The organism is Chromatocurvus halotolerans, from assembly GCF_004340525.1.
GTDB lineage: Bacteria > Pseudomonadota > Gammaproteobacteria > Pseudomonadales > Halieaceae > Chromatocurvus > Chromatocurvus halotolerans.
Window position 1 is genome coordinate 15406 of sequence record NZ_SLWX01000005.1, and the last position, 18511, is coordinate 33916.

14 protein-coding genes are annotated in these 18511 nt (G+C 60.6%); 8 read left to right on the forward strand and 6 right to left on the reverse strand.

What is annotated here, in order from left to right; translation table 11 throughout:
- Window positions 1-81 precede the first annotated feature (81 nt).
- The 3 genes from EV688_RS07135 (at window position 82) to EV688_RS07145 (ending at window position 1950) form a co-directional block, all read left to right on the forward strand.
- Window positions 82-600: a hypothetical protein gene (locus EV688_RS07135; protein ID WP_240624254.1), complete on the forward strand. Its 519-nt coding sequence runs from the start codon at window positions 82-84 to the stop codon at window positions 598-600.
- A 505-nt stretch (window positions 601-1105) separates the two neighbouring features.
- Window positions 1106-1501: a hypothetical protein gene (locus tag EV688_RS07140; RefSeq protein WP_117315688.1), complete on the forward strand. Its 396-nt coding sequence runs from the start codon at window positions 1106-1108 to the stop codon at window positions 1499-1501.
- A 110-nt stretch (window positions 1502-1611) separates the two neighbouring features.
- Window positions 1612-1950, forward strand: coding sequence for a hypothetical protein (locus EV688_RS07145; RefSeq protein WP_117315686.1), 339 nt, complete (start codon window positions 1612-1614; stop codon window positions 1948-1950).
- A gap of 62 nt (window positions 1951-2012) precedes the next feature.
- Here EV688_RS07145 and EV688_RS07150 read toward each other — a convergent pair whose 3' ends face one another.
- The 3 genes from EV688_RS07150 to EV688_RS07160 form a co-directional block, all read right to left on the reverse strand.
- On the reverse strand, window positions 2013-2855 hold the full coding sequence (locus tag EV688_RS07150; RefSeq protein ID WP_117315684.1) for an acyl-CoA thioesterase: 843 nt from the start codon (window positions 2853-2855) through the stop codon (window positions 2013-2015).
- A 79-nt stretch (window positions 2856-2934) separates the two neighbouring features.
- Window positions 2935-5022 (reverse strand): ATP-binding protein, encoded by a 2088-nt coding sequence (locus EV688_RS07155; RefSeq protein WP_162883820.1) that lies wholly within the window; start codon window positions 5020-5022, stop codon window positions 2935-2937.
- A gap of 103 nt (window positions 5023-5125) precedes the next feature.
- A complete protein-coding gene (locus tag EV688_RS07160; protein ID WP_117315680.1) occupies window positions 5126-5518 on the reverse strand; it encodes a DUF4149 domain-containing protein in 393 nt (130 codons plus the stop codon).
- A 105-nt stretch (window positions 5519-5623) separates the two neighbouring features.
- Here EV688_RS07160 and EV688_RS07165 point away from each other — a divergent pair, with 105 nt between their 5' ends.
- Window positions 5624-6307 carry a zinc metallopeptidase gene (locus EV688_RS07165; RefSeq protein WP_240624253.1) on the forward strand — a complete coding sequence of 228 codons (684 nt, stop codon included), beginning with the start codon at window positions 5624-5626 and terminating at the stop codon, window positions 6305-6307.
- Here EV688_RS07165 and EV688_RS07170 read toward each other — a convergent pair.
- The gene (locus EV688_RS07170; protein WP_117315676.1) at window positions 6304-7332 is read right to left on the reverse strand and encodes an AraC family transcriptional regulator; all 1029 of its coding nucleotides are present in this window, start codon (window positions 7330-7332) and stop codon (window positions 6304-6306) included. The genes EV688_RS07165 and EV688_RS07170 overlap by 4 nt on opposite strands.
- 114 nt (window positions 7333-7446) lie before the next feature.
- Between EV688_RS07170 and EV688_RS07175 the strand changes: the two genes are divergently transcribed.
- From EV688_RS07175 to EV688_RS07190, 4 genes are all read left to right on the forward strand, one after another.
- Window positions 7447-9081, forward strand: a complete 1635-nt coding sequence (locus EV688_RS07175) for an amidohydrolase family protein (RefSeq protein ID WP_117315674.1) — start codon at window positions 7447-7449, stop codon at window positions 9079-9081.
- An 87-nt stretch (window positions 9082-9168) separates the two neighbouring features.
- On the forward strand, window positions 9169-11421 hold the full coding sequence (locus EV688_RS07180) for a TonB-dependent receptor (protein ID WP_117315672.1): 2253 nt from the start codon (window positions 9169-9171) through the stop codon (window positions 11419-11421).
- Window positions 11422-11450: 29 nt separating this feature from the next.
- Window positions 11451-12137 carry a peptidylprolyl isomerase gene (locus EV688_RS07185; RefSeq protein ID WP_162883819.1) on the forward strand — a complete coding sequence of 229 codons (687 nt, stop codon included), beginning with the start codon at window positions 11451-11453 and terminating at the stop codon, window positions 12135-12137.
- A gap of 265 nt (window positions 12138-12402) precedes the next feature.
- Window positions 12403-14328: a hybrid sensor histidine kinase/response regulator gene (locus EV688_RS07190; RefSeq protein WP_117315668.1), complete on the forward strand. Its 1926-nt coding sequence runs from the start codon at window positions 12403-12405 to the stop codon at window positions 14326-14328.
- A gap of 13 nt (window positions 14329-14341) precedes the next feature.
- Here EV688_RS07190 and EV688_RS07195 read toward each other — a convergent pair whose 3' ends face one another.
- Both EV688_RS07195 and EV688_RS07200 read right to left on the reverse strand, forming a co-directional pair.
- Window positions 14342-17542: a WD40/YVTN/BNR-like repeat-containing protein gene (locus tag EV688_RS07195; RefSeq protein WP_162883818.1), complete on the reverse strand. Its 3201-nt coding sequence runs from the start codon at window positions 17540-17542 to the stop codon at window positions 14342-14344.
- Window positions 17543-17731: 189 nt separating this feature from the next.
- A complete protein-coding gene (locus EV688_RS07200; protein ID WP_117315664.1) occupies window positions 17732-18352 on the reverse strand; it encodes a hypothetical protein in 621 nt (206 codons plus the stop codon).
- Window positions 18353-18511 lie beyond the last annotated feature (159 nt).

Consider the following 18511-nt stretch of genomic DNA (forward strand, 5'->3'; position numbering starts at 1 on the left):
GAAGCCCACCGACCCAGCAGATCAACCCACACCCAGAGACACAAGGATCCTATGCTCACAGCCAATAGACTAGAAGCCATCATGGAACTCGAGAGCCAACTTCGCGCCGAGTACCAGCAAGAACTCGACGCCAAGACCGCCGAGATCGACCGCCTCACAAAGCGCGAGTCAGAACTCCAGGCCACCATCGACAAGCAGCTGGAATCCCTTAGCGAGCTGACCGGCAAGGCGACTGACACCGCCAAGGTCGAACAGCGAAACCGCGAGCTGCACAACCGTTGCGAGAAGCTGCTGGCGGAGATGGCCGAGGTCAAGCAGCGCACCAAGACTCTGCAGAAGGATCTGGCAGCAGTGCGCGAGGAGAACAGGACACTGACGCAGTTCGACCCGGTACGCATGAAGAAGAACCTGGACGCGGGCAAGAAGAAGCTGGCGGAAAAGACCAGGATTGCGGACGACCTGCAGAAGTCGCTCAAAGAAACCAAAAAAGAGAATACCGAACTGCAGCGGAAGGTGGCGGAGTTGGAGGCCAAGGTGGCTGAGACTGCCCCGGCGGATGCGGAGACTGTCGAGGTCAAGGAAGAATCGGCGGCGGCGTGAGGAGTTGCTGCGACCCTATGACGCGAAGTCAAAGGGGCATTGTCTCGTAGTGATTTCGTAACTAACCGTCGGCCCGTCCAGCCGGCATACAACTGGAAACCGTCGCAGTTGCTGCAATAATCTCCGACTGTATCTCCGGTCTGCCTGTCAACATCCCGAGACTCTGAAACGCCAGAGCGGCACCCGCGTGCAAGGGGCCGAAGTGCTCGTGCAGTCCGTGGTGCAAAGGCTCTAGGGCCTCGCCGCGCCAGCCGAGAATTTACAGTTCACCGAGCAATGCACGGATCTGCACACCCCTGGCGAACACACGTCAGACCCATTCCCGTGGTCGATGGAAAGATCTCCGCGGAGACGCGATCAACTGCCAAAAGACTAAAGCGCGTAGCAAGCGTGGGCAACGCTGCTTGGAGCAGACCCCGATGACCACTCTGGTCTACACACTGAAAACCTGTAGCATTCCAGCCTCAAATCCTTCAAGGCCACACATCATATAAAGGAAAAACCCATGTCAGAATCCCGAATCGCTAACGCGTTGTTCGCGCTCAGGCTCAGCGTGTTTGTCGTTATGCTGATGTGGTCTCTGGACAAATTCGTCAATCCGCAGCACAGCGCGCGAGTCTTCGAAAATTTTTACGGGCTGGACGGCCTCGGGGCGGGCGTCTTCATGGGACTCGGCACGCTTCAGCTGATACTCGTATTTGCTTTCATGGCCGGATTCAAGAAGCGTTTTTCTTACGGCGCCGTGTTACTGCTGCACGCAGGATCGACGCTCTCCTCCTGGCAGCAGTACCTCGACGGCTTCAACAACCTGTTGTTCTTCGCCGCCTGGCCGATGCTGGCCGCCTGCTTCGCGCTTTACAGCTTGCGCGATCTGGATACACGTTGGACGGTCGACAAATAGCGGATGTTACTGGCGCTCGTGTTGAGCCTGCCGGGGTGCAGCGCGTCTTCACAGTCGAATAGGTACCGCGCTCTACCCCTCTTCTACGGAAACTTTCAGGGTCACCAGAAATGAGAAAGACCGACAGAAAACTGGAAAATGCGATCAGATTGGCCCTGACGGAGGCTTGCGAGACAGCCCGAGAGCACTACCCGGGATTCGAATGGCTCACGCACTTCGCAGACTACGACAATTTCCCGGGTTCCCTCTCAGTCGTGTGCATCTATGATACGAATGCAAATCTCGCCAATACGGACAGAGACGGCGTGCGTGCGCTCATCAGGGAAACGCTGTCGTCAATCGATATCAAGATAAAGCATGCCCAGCGGCAGGTAAGCTTCGATACGGAAGAAAATTGCCAGAACCACAACGGCGGTCGCTGGCAGCAGCGTTTTAATGGGCCACACTGAAGGAGGCGCTGCCCGTGCTTGTTGTGCCTCGATGCATCTGGTGGCATACCACTCTGCGCGGTTCACTCCTTGTAGTACACCACCTGATGCGTGCTGGCCAGAAGAACCCCTTGGGGTGCCCAGACCTCCGCGCTCTGGTCGAAATAGCCACGACCGAAGTGATTGGCCTGAGCGACGCCCAGAACGTGTTCACTGCCGACCGCGCCCAGGTCTTCGCCGGTGGCGTGAAAATAGGTAGTCATGGACACCGTGCCGATCGGCACGAGCCTGGGACGGCGCACGAATATGCGCGGCAGAAAGACATCACAGAGCGCGGTGAGTGAGAGAAAGTCCAATGGGCGCGGTGGCTCGTCACGCATCCACAGCCGACTGCGGGAGGGATGACCGCCGCTGCCCTCTCCCCAGGGCCCGCCCGTCCCCTCTCCCCAGGGATCGCCGTCCACGAAGCGCATGTCGTAATGGCGTGTCCACGGCGGCCTTTTCGCGGGGCGAGGGGGCGAAAGCTCCCCGGGCGGGGGCACCTGGGGAAAGTCAGCGTCTGTCTCGCCCCACGTTTCTCTGCGCAGTGCCGTGACCGCCGTCGCCGAGGCAACAGTGGCCTCCTCCTGGATCATTTCCACAAACCAGTGCTGCGTGCTGCGGTTCGTGCGCAGGGCACGCGTAACAACACTGAACGGGCCGTCGGCGACCGGCGCCGCAAAATTCACGGTGACGGCGACCGGTTCGCCAAGGACGTCCGCTTCGCCAAGCACGGCGGCCAATAGCGTGGCTGCCGTCGTACCGCCAAAAGGGCCGACCATATTGGCGTAGGCCGCACTGGTCTGGCCCTGCCAATGCCGCAAGTCTACGGGCGAGAGCGCGAGGGCGCCATCCAGCGGATGAACGCCGTTATCGTTTTCCTGCATATCTGGATCTCTGGTGGAATTGCGTGCTGAGAATATCGCCTGCCGCCATCGGGGACAAACGCGGGGAACGCGCCAGGTCCTAAGGATTGAGTGCCGACTGAACCGCTGCGAGCAGCAGGTCCCGGCTGACAGGCTTGGTGAGCGTCATGTCGGATGGTCGGATTCCGTTGCCATGGACATTCGCCTCGTGCGGGTAGCCGGAGGTGTAAACCACAGGAATCAGCGGTGTCTGCTCACGGATGCGTGCGACCATTTCGGGACCCTGCAGACTTCCCGGCATCACAACATCGCTGATGATCAGGTCTATGTCTTCGCCCTCTTTCAGGAAAAGTGCCAGACCGGCATCGCCCGAGTCTGCTACCAAAACCTGATGGCCACCACTCTTGAGACAGGCCTGAGCCACGCGCCGTACCGCCTCATCGTCCTCGACAAGCAGAATTCTTGCCGGTCGTTCGCGGTCTTTTCCGTCCAGACGGGGCACAGCTTCGGTAGCATCAGCCAAGGTACCGGCGGCGGGCAACAGGATCTTGAAAGACGTGCCGTGTCCGGGCTCGGAATACACACGCACCGTACCTCCCGACTGCTTGACAAACCCCTGGACAACCGCAAGGCCCAGCCCCGTGCCTTTGTCTCTCGTTTTCGTGGTGACAAAAGGCTCGAAAATCTTGTCCTGCAGTGCAGATTCGATGCCCTCGCCATCATCTGTCACCGAGAACATCACGTAATTCCCTGGAGGAATATCCTCGAAACGCCCGGCGAGATAGTTCTCTGATACTACCTGCTTCTGCGTTTCCAGGGTGATGTGCCCACGTTCCTTGATTGCATCCCGCGCGTTGATAATCAGGTTGAAGACCGTGCTCTCGAACATGGATCTATCGATGCTGCAGTCCCACAGGTCCCGAGCAAGCACCGTGCGCAGCGAAATGCTCTCTGGCACAGCACTGCGAATGAGGCCTTCCATATCCCTTATTTGCGCGTTGAGATTACACGCTTCGGGGTGCAGGTCCGCCTTACGTACAAAGCTGAGGAGACGCCTGGTAAGACTGGCTCCCATTTCAGCGGCGGCAATGATTTCCCCGACAAGATGGTCCGGTTCTTCCTGTGAGATCTCCTGCTGCAGTTGAAGAAGTTCGGCGTTACCCAGAATGATCGCGAGCAGGTTATTGAAGTCATGCGCCACGCCCCCGGCGATGCGTCCGACGCTCTCGCGCTTCTGGCTCTCGCTGAGGATGCGTTGGCTGGCCTGCAGCTGCTGCTGGGCTTTTGCCTCCACGCTGACATCGAGAATGAGCGAGTTCCACAGCACCCCGCCTCCGGGCATTGCACGTGGCCTGCCGTAGCCCTGCACCCATTTGGTAACGCCCGACTCCGGCTTGATGCGCCAACGGTGTGTCCAGTGACAAAGCAGCTTCGCTGACCGCTCCACGGAAAGTCGCATCTGCTCCAGATCCTCAGGAACAATCATGGACCACAGCTTCGAGGGGTCACCTTTCAGCTCCAATGCGGGAAGTTCCCAGATATCCAGACAGCCATCGGACATGTAAACAATCTCGTCGTGACCGTCCGGGTGTCGAATGTAGCGAAAGATGGCCCCGGGCACATTACTCGCGAGATCCCGGAAGACGCGTGCGGACTCATCCAGTGAATCGGCCAGAGCCTCCGCTGCCAGACGAGACTCCTCCGCTTCGAGGGCAGCCAGACGCGCTCGTGCGATAGCAGACGCCGCGTCGGCAAGAATCTCGAGCATCCGTTGCTCACCGGCTGTCCACTCCCGGGGTTCGCTGTCTATCGCGCAGAGCGCGCCGATAGGCTCTCCATCAGCCAGGGTAATCGGTGCGCCGAGATAAGCGGCGACATCCAGTTCCGTAATCGCGGGATTCTCGCGCACACGAGGATCATTCCGTGCATTGCCAATCACGAGTGGAGCACGTTCCTCGACGACATGCCGGCAGAACGAGTGGCTTAGAGGGGTTTGACGCAGAGCTCTCCAGGGTTCGCCCAACCCGATAGCGCCCTTGAAAAACTGCCGATCGCCCGCTTTGTCCAGGATGGAAACCAGGGCCACCGGTGCCCGGAGCTCGGACGCAACATGATTCAGAAGACGCTCGAAATCGGGCTCCTCCACGCCGTCCAGCAAGCCTGAACGCCTCAGCCTTTCCCTGTTCATGCCACTCCTCGCCCGCATGCCGCTGTCTCAGCAAGGACATAATAGAACCGCGCGGTGTTCATGTCGAAGCCCTACCTGCAGAATCGCCGCCGCGGAATCACGCTCACCGAAGCAGCACGTAAGCCACTCCCACAATCTGCAGCACGCCGAGGACGACAGAAAGACCGTGCAGCCGATTGAACCGAGAACGGTCGCCAGCATCCGAGGCTCTGTTGATGGCAGGCATCAACAGCTGTCGGGCAGGTAGTGTGCTGAGAGCTACGCCAGCAAGAAACATGGCGCTGACCGTGTCCAGGCGGACGTGCAGCAGCGCCGCCGCTGCGGCGACAACGATCACGCCCAGATAGAAGTGGGGAAAAGCCTGGCGCAACAATGTGCCCGCCTGCGCTGCGGGAAGGTGCGTGAACAGAAACGCGGCAAAGGCGAAAGAGAACAGCGCCATACCGCCAAACAGAAACGCCGTTACCAGCAACGCAAGACTTGTCTCGAGGGTCATGACTGCAACTCCGTCCCTAAAACAGTGAATACGCTCCGGTCTCCACAGGGATCAACCCGGACTGCGACGTCATCGCGACAAAGCCATTAAAATAAGCCGATGCTGATGATTCTTTTCATACTGTTATTGCTCGCGGGTATCGCCGTACCCGGCATATGGGTGAAATACATATTGCGCAAATACAGCGAGCCCGCGGATCGCTACCGGGTCAAAGGCAGCGGCGCCGAGCTTGCCCGGCACCTGCTGGACCGCTTCAACCTGCAGGATGTGGGCGTTGAACTGACATCAGCAGGTGACCACTACGATCCCCAGGCAAGGGCCGTACGCCTTGCTGAGGACAGGTATCACGGGCACTCACTTACCGCGATTACCGTGGCTGCCCACGAAGTGGGCCACGCCATTCAGCATGCCCGCGGGGAACGGCTGTTCCGCAACCGCCAGGCGCTCGCCGGGATCGCCGCGCGGGCGCAGCGATTCGGTGGCTTTGTGCTTCTGGCAGCACCGGTGGTCATGCTGACGACGCGAGCCCCGGGTCTGGGCCTGGGGTTTATCGCGATCGCGGTCGGGTCGATGTTACTGGGCACGCTGGTGCAGCTGATCACCCTACCGGTCGAGCTGGATGCCAGCTTCGGCAAGGCCCTGCCGGTGCTGCAGGAGGGGCAATATCTTCACGATGGCGACCTGCCACACGCCCGGCGCATTCTCAAGGCCGCTGCGCTCACCTATGTTGCGGCATCGCTCCTGAGCCTGCTCAATATCGGGCGCTGGCTGGCCGTACTGCGTCGCTAACGGGACTGGTGGGCCCTGCGCCAGTGATCGGGCGCTAGCCCCGTGTGCTTCTTGAATGCCCGGGAAAATCCACTGGCGTTGCGGTAACCCAGCATCCCTGCAAGATCGCTTGCCGCGATCCCCGTTCGTTTCAGATAATGCTCTGCCGCCGACAGCCGCGCCTTGCCCACCAGATCCCGGAAACTGTAGCCGCGCCTGCGCAGCTCCCGCTGAAGACTGCGCGGGCTATGGCCAAACCGCTGCGCGGTTGCTTCGAGGTTGCAGTCGCCTGTGCCGAGGCTCTGCTTAATGTGGACATAGATCCGGTGACTCAGGGAATCGTCCAGCGCCTGCACATCGGAGAGCGTGTCCAGGTAGCTGGAAGCCGCGGCCAGAATCGTCGCATCCGCCGAGGGGAGCGGCAGATCCAGCGCCTGCATCGGGTAAATCAGGGCATTCGCGCTCTGTTCAAATCGCACAGGGCAGCCAAAAAATCCCTGCATCTGCTTCGCATGCGCTGGCTTGCCATGCACGAAATGCACCTCGCGCAGCGGCAGGTGATCGCCGGCAATCGTGCGCGTCAGGGCGTAAACCGTTGTCAGCGCCAGCTCGTGCAGCTGCCGCTGATCCCCGGGGTACTGCACGCGCTCGATGCGCTCAAGAGTGGCGTAATGCGTGTCCTGCGCCAGTGTCCAGAGGGAGACTTCACTGACCAGCAGGTGATGTCGAAAGGCGAGTTCAACAGCTTCACGGGCCGTGGCACACAGCTTCAGCACCTGTAGCGCGGGTCCGTAGCTTTCCGGCGGCTGGTGTCTGCCAACGTGAAAACCAAAGCCCGAAAAGCCATTCCTGGCTGCCACGTCGTTCAGGAATTCAACCACGGTGTGGTAGGCAATGTAGCCCTTCGGTGCCCAGAGCCAGCGCTCTGACCAGCCGAATCGCGCCAGAGATGACTGCAGGTCAAGATTCGATTCACGGGCCGCCTCCAGACTTCCGCGGAGGGTTGCCGCCGCAGTCAGCAGTGGGTTCCTGATGTCGTACTGCATCGCCCTCGCCCGCGATCATTTGTCGCAAAATGATATGCCTGCTGTCGCAAAGTGGCAAGCAGGGCTTCCGGTGCCTGACCTACCCTGATTCCTTCGCTTTACGGAGATCGATCCATGGGACAGCTGCGACAACCACTTTACGCCCTGTGTCTGCTCGGTCTGAGCGCCGGCTGTCTTGCGGCCTCCGACAACATCGACCGTGTTTTACCCGGCGAGGAGTCCATCGCCATGGTCAGGGCTCTGGGGTTCGAGACACCCGACGCCATTCCCGACCGGGGGAACGAATCTGAAGGACCTTACGATCGGCTGGTCATCACCGGCGCGATACTCATTGACGGCACCGGCGCCCCGCCCCGCGGCCCGGTGAATATCGTCATTGAGGACGACCGCATCGTGTCGATTGCCGGGGCGGGTACCGGCTCGGGTCTGCCCGACGCGGTTTCCACCGCGGGAGATACCCGGGTGATCGACGCCGCCGGCCAGTACGTGCTGCCGGGTTTTATCGACGCTCACGTGCATTTCGGGACACCAACGCACGCGGTGGGCGGCGCTCTGACAAACCCCGAGTACGTCAGCAAACTGTTGCTTGGCCACGGCGTCACCACGGTCCGGGATGCAGGCGCGCTGATGGGGCTGCGCTGGACGCTCGCGCAGAAAGCCAGAAGTGACGCGGGGGAGATTGCAGCACCGCGGATGCAGGTGTACGCCATGCTGCCGGAAACCACCGCCTCACCCGAGGCGGCACGCCACTGGATCAGCAGTGTGCACAAGGCCGGTGCTGACGGCATCAAACTGATCGGCGCAGCGCCCGAGGTGATTGAGGCGGCCATAGACCAGGCCGGGGAACTCGGCATGCGAACGGCCTACCACCATTCGCAGATCTCCGTGGCACGTGCCGACGCCCTGGACAGCGCGCGCCTGGGGCTGACCAGCATTGAACACTGGTATGGGCTGCCCGAGGCGATGTTCACCGACCGGACCACGCAGGACTTCCCTGCCGACTACAACTACGGCGACGAGCAGTCGCGCTTTCGCGCTGCCGGCGATCTGTGGCAGCAGACGGCGGCGCCGGGTTCAGCGCGGTGGCTAGACACGATTGACGCCCTGATAGCGCACGACACCAGCCTGGTACCGACCTTCAGCGTGTATGAGGCCAACCGTGACCTGATGCGCGCCCGCAACAAGGACTGGCACGCCGATTACACGATGCCCTACATGCAGCGCGCCTTCAGTCCCAACACCCTCGCCCACGGTTCGTACCACTTTGACTGGGGCACCGAGGACGAGACGGCCTGGAAGCACAACTTTGCCCTGTGGATGCGATTTGTCCGCGACTTCAAGAATGCCGGTGGGCGTGTCGCCGCCGGAGCGGATTCGGGCTTTATCTACTCGGTCTACGGCTTTGGGTATATCCGGGAGCTGGAAATGCTGCGAGAGGCGGGCTTCCTGCCTCTCGAGGTGATTTCCGCCGCCACGCTGAACGGCGCGGAACTGCTGGGTCTTGCCGATGACACGGGCAGCGTCGAGGTCGGCAAGAAGGCCGACCTGATCATCACCCGCGGCAATCCCCTGAAGAACCTCAAGACTCTGTACGGCACGGGGCACTACCGTCTGAACGCGGACACGGCGCGTCCCGAATACGCCACCAGCCTTCGCTACACGGTAAAGGACGGCATCGTATTCGACAGCCAGTCACTGCTGCGCGACGTGCGCGCGCTCGTGGCAGCCGCCAAAGACCGCGAGTCCTGAGGGGCTAGTGGGCCACTAGACGGCTGTCTGTCAAATCGCGCCGGAACACGCCCGGCATCAACCGACTCAATAAGAAAAGGACCTACCATGACTCTGCCAACACGCACCGGAATTGCCGTTGCCCTTCTCTCCACCGCCTCTGTCAGCCTGGCGACACAGGCGCAGCCCATGCTGGAGGAGGTCATTGTCTCAGCGCAAAAGCGCGACCAGAGCGCACAGGATGTGCCGATCGCGCTGTCGGCCTTTACCGCTGACGCGATTGAGCAGATCGGCTCGCCGGATTTCGAGGGCCTGCAGTTCTTTACCCCGGGACTGAGCGTCTCCGGCGCATCGGGCGCCTTCGTTTCCCCCTATATCCGCGGCATCGGGACCAACCAGACCAGCGTCGGTACGGACCCGAGCATCGGCGTGTATCAGGACGGCATCTATCTGGCGCGCAAGAGCGGAGCGCTGAGTGATCTGCTGGATGTCCAGCGGGTCGAGATTCTCAAAGGACCCCAGGGCACCCTGTTCGGCCGCAATGCCGTCGGTGGTGCAATCAGCATCACCACGGCCAGGCCGGTAGACGCCGTTGAAGCCGAGGTAGGCCTCGGGCTGGGTAACTACGGTGCGCAGATGGCGCGGGGCATGCTGAATGCGCCCATCACGGACAACGTCTATGTGCGGGCGACGCTGCAGACGCGCCAGCGCGACGGCTGGCAGGAAAACGTGATCAACGGTATTGATGGCGACAACCGCGACAGGACAACAGGACGAGTCAAGCTGCTCTGGGACGCGTCAGAGACGGTCGCCGTGGAAGTTGGCGGGCAGTGGAACGAGACCGATGAAATCGCGCGCTTTGGTGAAAGCATCGACGCAGGGCTGCCGGTCAGTGAACTGACCCGGGACCGCAGCGACAGGAAAGCGGTGAACGGTAACATCAATGTTCTGGGTGATCCTGCCGGGTCTGCGGAGCCCACTCTCCCCCTGTTTGACCGGAGCATGGAGCTGTACTGGCTGTCCGCAACCTGGGACCTGACCCCATCGCTGACCCTGACCTCGCTCAGTTCCTACCTGGAGTACGAGACCTCTGCCGCACGCGACTACGACGGCACCGAGTTCTATATCGGCAATAATCTCTACAACACCGCCATGAACAAAACCCTCAGCCAGGAATTTCGTCTGAGCGGCACGCACGAAACACTCGACTGGTTTATCGGCGCGAGCTACCTGCAGGAAAGCTACGACATGGACTTTGCCATTGGCTTTGCTGATTTTCTCGGCCTGAACGGCGGACTGCCGTTCGAGGAGGACAGTGCGGTGGCGAGCGACACCGACAGCTACGCCGTCTACGGCGATGCGACCTGGCGCTTCACCGAACGCTGGAGCCTCACCTTCGGCGCGCGCTACTCCTACGACGACAAGACAATTGGCTACAACACGCCGCTGCACGACAACGGCGCGGCAGGACTCAACGGCCTGGGCCTCGTGCTGGCCTCCTCGGCCCAGTTCGTGAACGCGCAAGGCGTGCCCGACCCGGCAGCCGCAGAACGCTCAGAGAGCTGGTCGGACTTTTCACCCCGGGTGGTTGTGGACTACCGCGTCAACGACGATGTCATGCTGTATGCCGGCGTTACCCGGGGCTACAAGTCCGGTGGCTTCAACACCTACCCCACCGCCGACCAGACACCCGGACCCACCTTCCTGCAGGTCGTGCCGGAGGCCACCCGTCCGGTCGACCCCGAAACCACGCTGAACTACGAGGCGGGTATCAAGTCGCAGTTTCTCAACGACCGCCTGCTGCTCAACGCCTCAGTGTATGCGGTGGACTACGAGGACCTTCAGGTACAGGTGATAGAGAATCAGGTGGTGGCCCTGGCCAACGCGGGCGAGGCCTCATCCAACGGCCTTGAGTTCGAAATGAAATTCCGCCTTTCCCAGTACCTGACGCTGTTCGCCAATGGTGCCTGGATGGACACCGAGTACGACAGATTTTTCCGCTCAGGCGTCGATTACTCCGGGACACCGCTGCGCTTCTCGCCGGACTTCTCCGGCACCCTGGGTGCCGATGGAGCCGTGCAGTTCGCCGACGGCAGCGAGCTGCGCGGATTCATAAGCATCGGCTACAAGGATGAACACAACCTGGATGAGAACTTTGCCATCGACAGCTACACCGTCGTCAACGCCCGGCTGACCTACCGGTCCGCCAGCGACGCCTGGCAGGTTGCCCTGTTCGGCACCAATCTCGGCGATGAGGATTTCCTCGTCGACTACACCGAGCAGACCAGCGCCTTCGGCTTCACCAGCGCAATACGCAATGAACCAAGAATGTACGGCGCTGAGCTTACCTACCGTTTCTAAGGGATCACGCGGCGCAGGAGATGCATGGCATGCCGGTCACTTTTCGAATGCGGGCGACACCAATCCTGGGCATAGGGGCTTTCCTGCTGCTGTGGACAGTGAGTCTCTTTTCAGGACTGCCTGCCAATGCAGACGCTGAAGATCCGGTGATCGTCGTTCTGGAGACGGCGCTGGGAACTATCCACATCGAAGTCCTGGTCGACAAGGCCCCGGAGACCGCGACCTATTTCCTGCGACTGGTGGATGGGGGGCACTACGCGGGCGCAACGTTTTATCGCTCCGGAGCGCTGGACGGCAAGGAAACACCGCAGGTTATTCAGGGCGGACTGCTGCATTCCTGGCTTCAGGGGGACGCAGGCCGCGAACCACCTACGGGTGTCCCGACGCTCCCGTTCACTGAAAATACCGCGCTGACGGGCATTCCACACCACACCGGCACTGTCTCGATGGCCAGGGACCTGCTGCAGACTGGCGATGTGATTCCCGAGTTTTTCATCTGCCTGCGAGACGCGCCCAACCTTGACCATGGACAGAGCCAGCGACCGGATGCCAATGGTTTCCCTGCCTTTGGCCGGGTTGTGCACGGCATGGAGACGCTAAGGGATATTGCCGCCGGGGAAACGCGCGGCAGGACGCACATCAGCCTGCTGCAGAACCAGATACTGAGCGCGCCGGTTGGAATCATTCGCGCGTATCGCGCAGACCACCTCCCGTGATGTAATCGCTGGGTCGACTCCCTCCCTCGTCTTACTGGGACAGACACTGTCGGAAGACCGGTGCCCGCTCAGGTAACCGGACCTGAGTCCGATTCAGGCTCACAGACATCCCCGATCGGCGCCACTGGCGCAGAGCAATGCTCTGCGCGGCCCCTTCCATTGCTTTGGGCTTGTCGACTCGGGTTTTGCGGATAAAATCGCTGGCGCGTATGCTGTCAAGATTGCGGCGTGTTGCGGCGACAATATCCAGAAGCGGACAAGAAGAATGCCAGTCTCCGGTAACGCTGACCCTGACAATGTCTTCGCCCTGGCGCTTGATCTTGCGCCGACACCCATTCTCGTGGTGAATCAGGCAGGCCGCATCGTCATCGTGAACCAGCAAAGCGAGACGCTCTTCGGCTACGCCCGCGAGGAACTCCTCGAGCAACCCATAGAAATGCTCGTACCTGAGAGATTTCGTGACTCTCACCCGCAACACCGAAGCCATTTTCTGGGGTCCCCGGAAACCAGACCCATGGGCAGCGGGCGCGATCTGTTTGTCCTTCGCAAGGATGGCAGGGAGGTGCCCGTGGAGATCGGACTCAATCCCGTCCCCACTGCCGATGGCATGCTGATCATCACCTCAATACTGGATCTCAGTGAACGGCGCCACGCCGAGGCTCGCTTCCGGGCGGCAGTGGACTCGTCGCCAAGCGGCATGCTGATGGTAGACACCGAGGGCATGATCGTGATGGCCAACCGGGAGGCCGAAAGGACCTTCGCTTACGCCGACGGTGAAATTGTGGGAAGGTCCATCGATGAGTTTGTCCCTCGGCGGTTTTCGGAGAACCATCACGAACACCGGCAGGATTATCTGCACAGGCCAGAAGCCCGCCCCATGGGCACCGGGCGGGAACTCTACGGCGTGCGCAGCGATGGTGTGGAAATCCCGGTGGAGGTGGGACTCACGCCCATTACCACCGATGAGGGAACTTTCGTCCTTGCATCGGTGGTGGATATTTCCCTGCGCCGCAGGATGGAGGAACAGCTTCGCGAAGCCCAGCGACTGGAAACCGTTGGCGCCGTTGCCAGCGGCGTCGCCCATGACTTCAACAATCTGCTTCTTGCTATTCTGGGGTATTCCGAAATAATCCTGGAGGATACGTCTCTCAGGTCCGAGCATCGCGATGACATCCGCCACATCATCCGAGCGGCAGAGCGAGGCCGTCAGGTAGTGGGCCGGATGCTGACTGTCGCCCGTCAACAACAATTGGAGGCAAGTGCCACCAACCTTCAGGGACCGGTTGGTGAAGCCCTGGAACTCCTGCAGGCCTCCGTGTTGAAATCTGTAGACGTCAGAATTCACCTCGATGACGCCACCCCCGCCGTTTTCTGCGACAGCACGCAGATCCATCAGATCATGATGAACCTCGGTTCCAACGCGGCTCATGCCATGCCTGGCGCGGAGGGTGTGATGGATATCAGTCTTGTTCCCTTTCGCGCCGACGACGACGCTGTCGTCGCACATCCGGGACTGAAGCCCGGGCTATATGCCCGGCTGACGGTTACCGATAACGGTGTCGGCATACCCGCGGACATGCGGGAAGCTGTATTCGATCCCTTCGTCACCACGCGGGCCGTGGGAGGAGGCACCGGCCTGGGGTTGTGGATGATTCGGGCAACGGTCCAGAGTGCCCGCGGCATTATCGAACTCAGGAGTCATGAAGGACATGGCACGACGTTTGACATCTTTCTGCCAGCCGCGGACGTGGCCTGCACAGACAGTGTCGAGCCGCGGGTCGAGGTCAATACGGATAACCGGGGGAAAATCGTCCTGGTGGACGACGAGCCAACGCTGGTTGAACTCGGTAGAAGGCGACTGGAGTCGGCGGGTTTCCAGGTAACGAGCTTCACGTCGAGCGTGAGGGCGCTCGAAGAAATAAAATCAGATCCGGGAAGCATCGACCTGCTGGTGACGGATAACACGATGCCCCGACTTTCCGGTATCGACCTCGCTCAGGAGGTCACACGTTTCCGACCCGACATACCGGTGCTGATGGTTTCCGGACTTGCCAATGTCCGCAAAGACGAGCTGCCACAATGCATTACCCGCGTGCTGCAGAAGCCCCATACCTCGATGGAACTGATTGTCGCCGTCCGTGAGCTGCTGGAGCCTCCTGAACTGCCGGATGGCGAGATGGATGTGTCCTGATGGTGATCGGCCATCACTCCTGATCGGATCTGACGACCAACGGCCCGACCTCCCCGTCCCGCATTGCCTGACGTAGTGACGCGACGTCTTCGCGTTTTACCGTTTCCCAGGTCTGCTGCACCTCACGCCATTCCTGATGCAGCTTGTCGAAGACCTCGACGTACTGATCCGCCGGCCTGAAGTCCGCAATGGCAACGGTCGATGCCAGGTAATCGAGTTTTTCCAGAAGCATGCCGGGAAGGCGAATTGCGTCCTGACCCTTGCCCGTGTGCTTGAGCTGCAGCATCCGGTTCTCGATCTCAGTCACGGCGTCATCCACTGTCTTCACGTCCTCGAGCATGTCATCGCCCACCAGCGGCATCAGGTCGCGCAGCTGCCGGCGCAGGCTTTCCGCTTCGTTGACCGCAACAGAGATCTCTTCAAAGTCAGCCCGGATCCGGTCCAGCAGGGCCTTCTGTTGCTGAATATCCTCAAGGCTGCCTTCTGTATTGGGATCTTTCAGCAGTTCGAACGTTTGCGTCTGCTCGACATCGCCGGCCTTCAGGGTCACGGAATACACCCCGGGGCTCGCCATCAATGACAGGGGCTTCACCAGCGACTCACGCGTGCCATCTTCCTTCATGGGGTACCAGTCGGCGTAGATCGGTTTGGTCCGAAGAATCATTTCCGAAGTCGGATCTTCCTTGAAATCCCACCACACGCGATTCATGCCCGCTTCACCCTTGTGCTCGATAGTGCGCACGGTCTCACCCTGCTCGTTGGTGATGACCAGAGACACACCCTCCTCCCTGTCCTCTGACTGCCAGTAATGCAGCGAGGTGCCCTTTGGCGGGTCATCGCCGAACGACGCCTCCTTGAAGAACTGCATCACCATCGATACCGGCTGCAGACGATAGGCGTCCTTGGGATCGAACAGGTGCAGCGGGGATGAGGCGACGTCGTCGCTGAACTGCTGCAGGGGCGTCAGGTCATCGAGAATCCAGATCCCGCGGCCGTAGGTGCCGACCACCAGGTCGTTGAAGTGCTCCGGAATGTCCATCCAGTACATGGGGCTTGAGGGGAGGTTGGTCATGAGTGACTGCCAGCTTCCGCCCGCATCCAGGGAAAAGTACAGCGCGTTTTCCGTGCCCAGGTAAAGGAGTTCCGGGTTGATCGGGTCTTCCTTGATCATCCGGGCGTAGCTCAGGGGACTGTCCTCGATTCCCGCCGTGATCTTCTGCCACGACTTGCCGTAATTGCGGGTCCGGTAAACGTAGGGAGCGAAGTCGCCCATCTCATGCGCGTCTACGGTGATATAGGCGGTTCCCTCGTCATGCCCGGAGGCCTCGATGTTGCGCACAGCACCGTAGGAAGGCATATCAGGAATATTGTCCGTGAGATTGATCCAGCTGGACCCGTTGTCCTGGCTTATATGGACCAGGCCGTCATTGGTGCCCGCCCACAGCAGGCCCTGTTTCAGTGGCGACTCATCCAGCGCATAGACCACGTTGGCATATTCGACACCAATGTTGTCGCCGGTGAGCCCCCCGGAAAACTGTTGCTTGCTGTCGTCGTCGAGACTCAGGTCAGGGCTGACAATCTCCCAGGACTGACCGCCGTTGGTCGTGCGATGCACATACTGGCTGGCCACATACACCGTGTCGCTGTCGTGCGGGGAAATCAGCAGCGGAAAGGTCCACTGAAAGCGATACTTCACGTCCGCGGCCGGTGTTCCCGCCGTCAGCTCAGGCCAGACCTCGACCTGGCGGAACTGCCCGGTGCGCTCGTCATAGCGCACGACCACGCCGCCCAGCGCGCCATAACCCGAGGCGCTGGACCAGACGATATTGGGGTCCGTCGGGTCCGGTGTGGCAAACCCGCTCTCGCCCCCTCCCACATCATGCCAGAGACCGGTGCCGATAAACGCACCGAAGAAGCTGCTCGAGCGGCTCCTGCTGGGCCCCTTCATCGACGGTCCGTCCTGTCGGTTGGTCAGGACGTTGTACGGCACTTCCGTGTCTGTCGTGACATGATAGAGCTGCGCCACCGGCAGCTGCACGCGATGCCACGACTTTCCCCGATTCTGGCTGATGGCGAGCCCACCGTCACCGACCACGATCTGCCGGTCGCCGTTCGTGGGGTCGATCCACATTTCATGGTGATCCCAGTTTGGCGCCTCGCCAGGTGCGGCATTGGTCGTCGTCCTGCCGCCGTCGATGCTGGTGGTATAGGCCGCAGAAAAGAAGTAGGTCTCGTTGGCGTTGTCCGGAGAGGCCGCGAGGCGCGTGTAGTATGCCCCGCGCCCGGTCAGGTCCCGGTCCGAATTGATCAGGTCGAAGGTGGCGCCACGATCCTCCGAGCGCCACAGTTCACCCGTGTTCGTGGGTTCGCCATTGAGCGGTATGCCGTCGCCCGTCTCTATCAGGGCGTAGAGCCGGCCGCGCTGCGCCGGGGTCATGGCCAGCGCAATCTTTCCGACCTCGCCCTCGGGCAGCCCCTTGCCTTCGAGCTTTGTCCAGGTAGCACCGGCATCCAGCGATTTGTAGATGCCCCCACCCGGACCACCGCTGGTTCTCGTCCAGGGTCGCAGTTCCAGCGACCACATACCGGCGAACAGGATACGGGGATTGAAGGGATCCATGACGAGATCCGAGGCACCGGTCTCCTCGTCGACGTGCAGCACCTGCGTCCAGGTGCTCCCGCCGTCAGTGGTTTTGTAGATACCGCGCTCCTGCTGCGGCGTGTACCCGTGACCCAGAGCCGCCACGTAGGCCGTATCGGGATCGTCTGGATGCACCACAATCCGGCTTATGCGGCCGGTTTTCTCAAGACCGACGTGGGTCCAGTGCGCTCCGCCATCCGTGGATCGCCAGACGCCGTTGCCGATGGACACGTTGGAGCGGATGAAGGACTCACCGGTCCCCGCGTAAACGACCTCAGGATCACTGGGCGCCAGCGCCAGGGCCCCGATGGAATGCACACGCTGTTCATCGAACACCGGTTGCCAGTTCAAACCGCCGTCGGTGGTCTTCCAGACTCCTCCGGACGCGGCACCCACGTAATAGATCATGGGGTCGCCGGGGATGCCGGTCGCGGCGATAAGCCGGTTACCGACCGGGCCGATGTGGCGGAATGTCAGCTGCTCCATCTGTTCGGTGGTCAGCGGCTGGGCGCTCGCGGCACAACAGAAAAACAACGCGAGGACTGAGAAAATACGGGCCAGGGAAGTGCGCATGGGTCGTCCTTGATTGGCGTTAGGCGAGCTACCAAAAAAACATAGCACAGGATGTGCAGGTTCGCCTACATTCAGAACGCAGTGCAACGTCCGGCCATGAGTACGCGGGGATGACACGAACGTCATGATGCGAACCATGTGTGCAGGGCCAGGGTTTCGTGAGACAAGCCAGCAGAGCTGGCGTGTTGTTCACTTCACTTCGACGTGAAAGTAGGCAGGGTCGCGTTCGCGGATCAGCTCAATCTGACTGAAGTAGGAGCGGGATTCTCCCGCACTCAATCCATCATCCGTCCTTTCCAGGGTTATATCGGTACTGGCAAGTCTGGCCATTCCCAGCTGAATGCCCAGAGCGTCAAACAGATAGATGACAACATCCGGCGTGATCCTGCGCTCACCATCATTTTTCAGAACCGCAAGGTACTCGAACTTCTTATCCGTCTCGGTACCTGTCTGCGTGAACCTGATGTTCTTCAGGTAACCCTGGCCAATGGGCATCGTAGCGTCGAATGTCATGGGATTGAGATCGGGAATCCGATTCTTTACCAGGCTCGCCTTTTCTTCCCGCAGGGTCAGCACTTCCTGTTCCAACGCAGCGACCCGGGAACGCAGATGTTCCGCGCTTGCGACCTCGCGCCGATCCGGAATTTGGCGGCTGAAAAACTCTTCCCTGGTTGAGGAGAGTTTGAAGGCGGTCACCATCCATCCTATAGCGGTCACTATCAGCAGAAAGCCGAGCACCAGGGAAACGAGCATATACTTCATCGCCCGCTGATGATTGCGGCTGTAGCGTCGACGCGATTGGTTTTCCACTACGAGCTCCCGGATCAGCTTGCTGCCATTCTTCGAGTAATGGGTTTTGCGAACCTGCGCTCAGTGGGTCGAGCGTTTGTGATTCTGCACCTCAGCCGTTGGCCGGCCATCATAGTTAAATCACCGTCGTTGGTGCAAACCACGTAGCGGCGATACTCA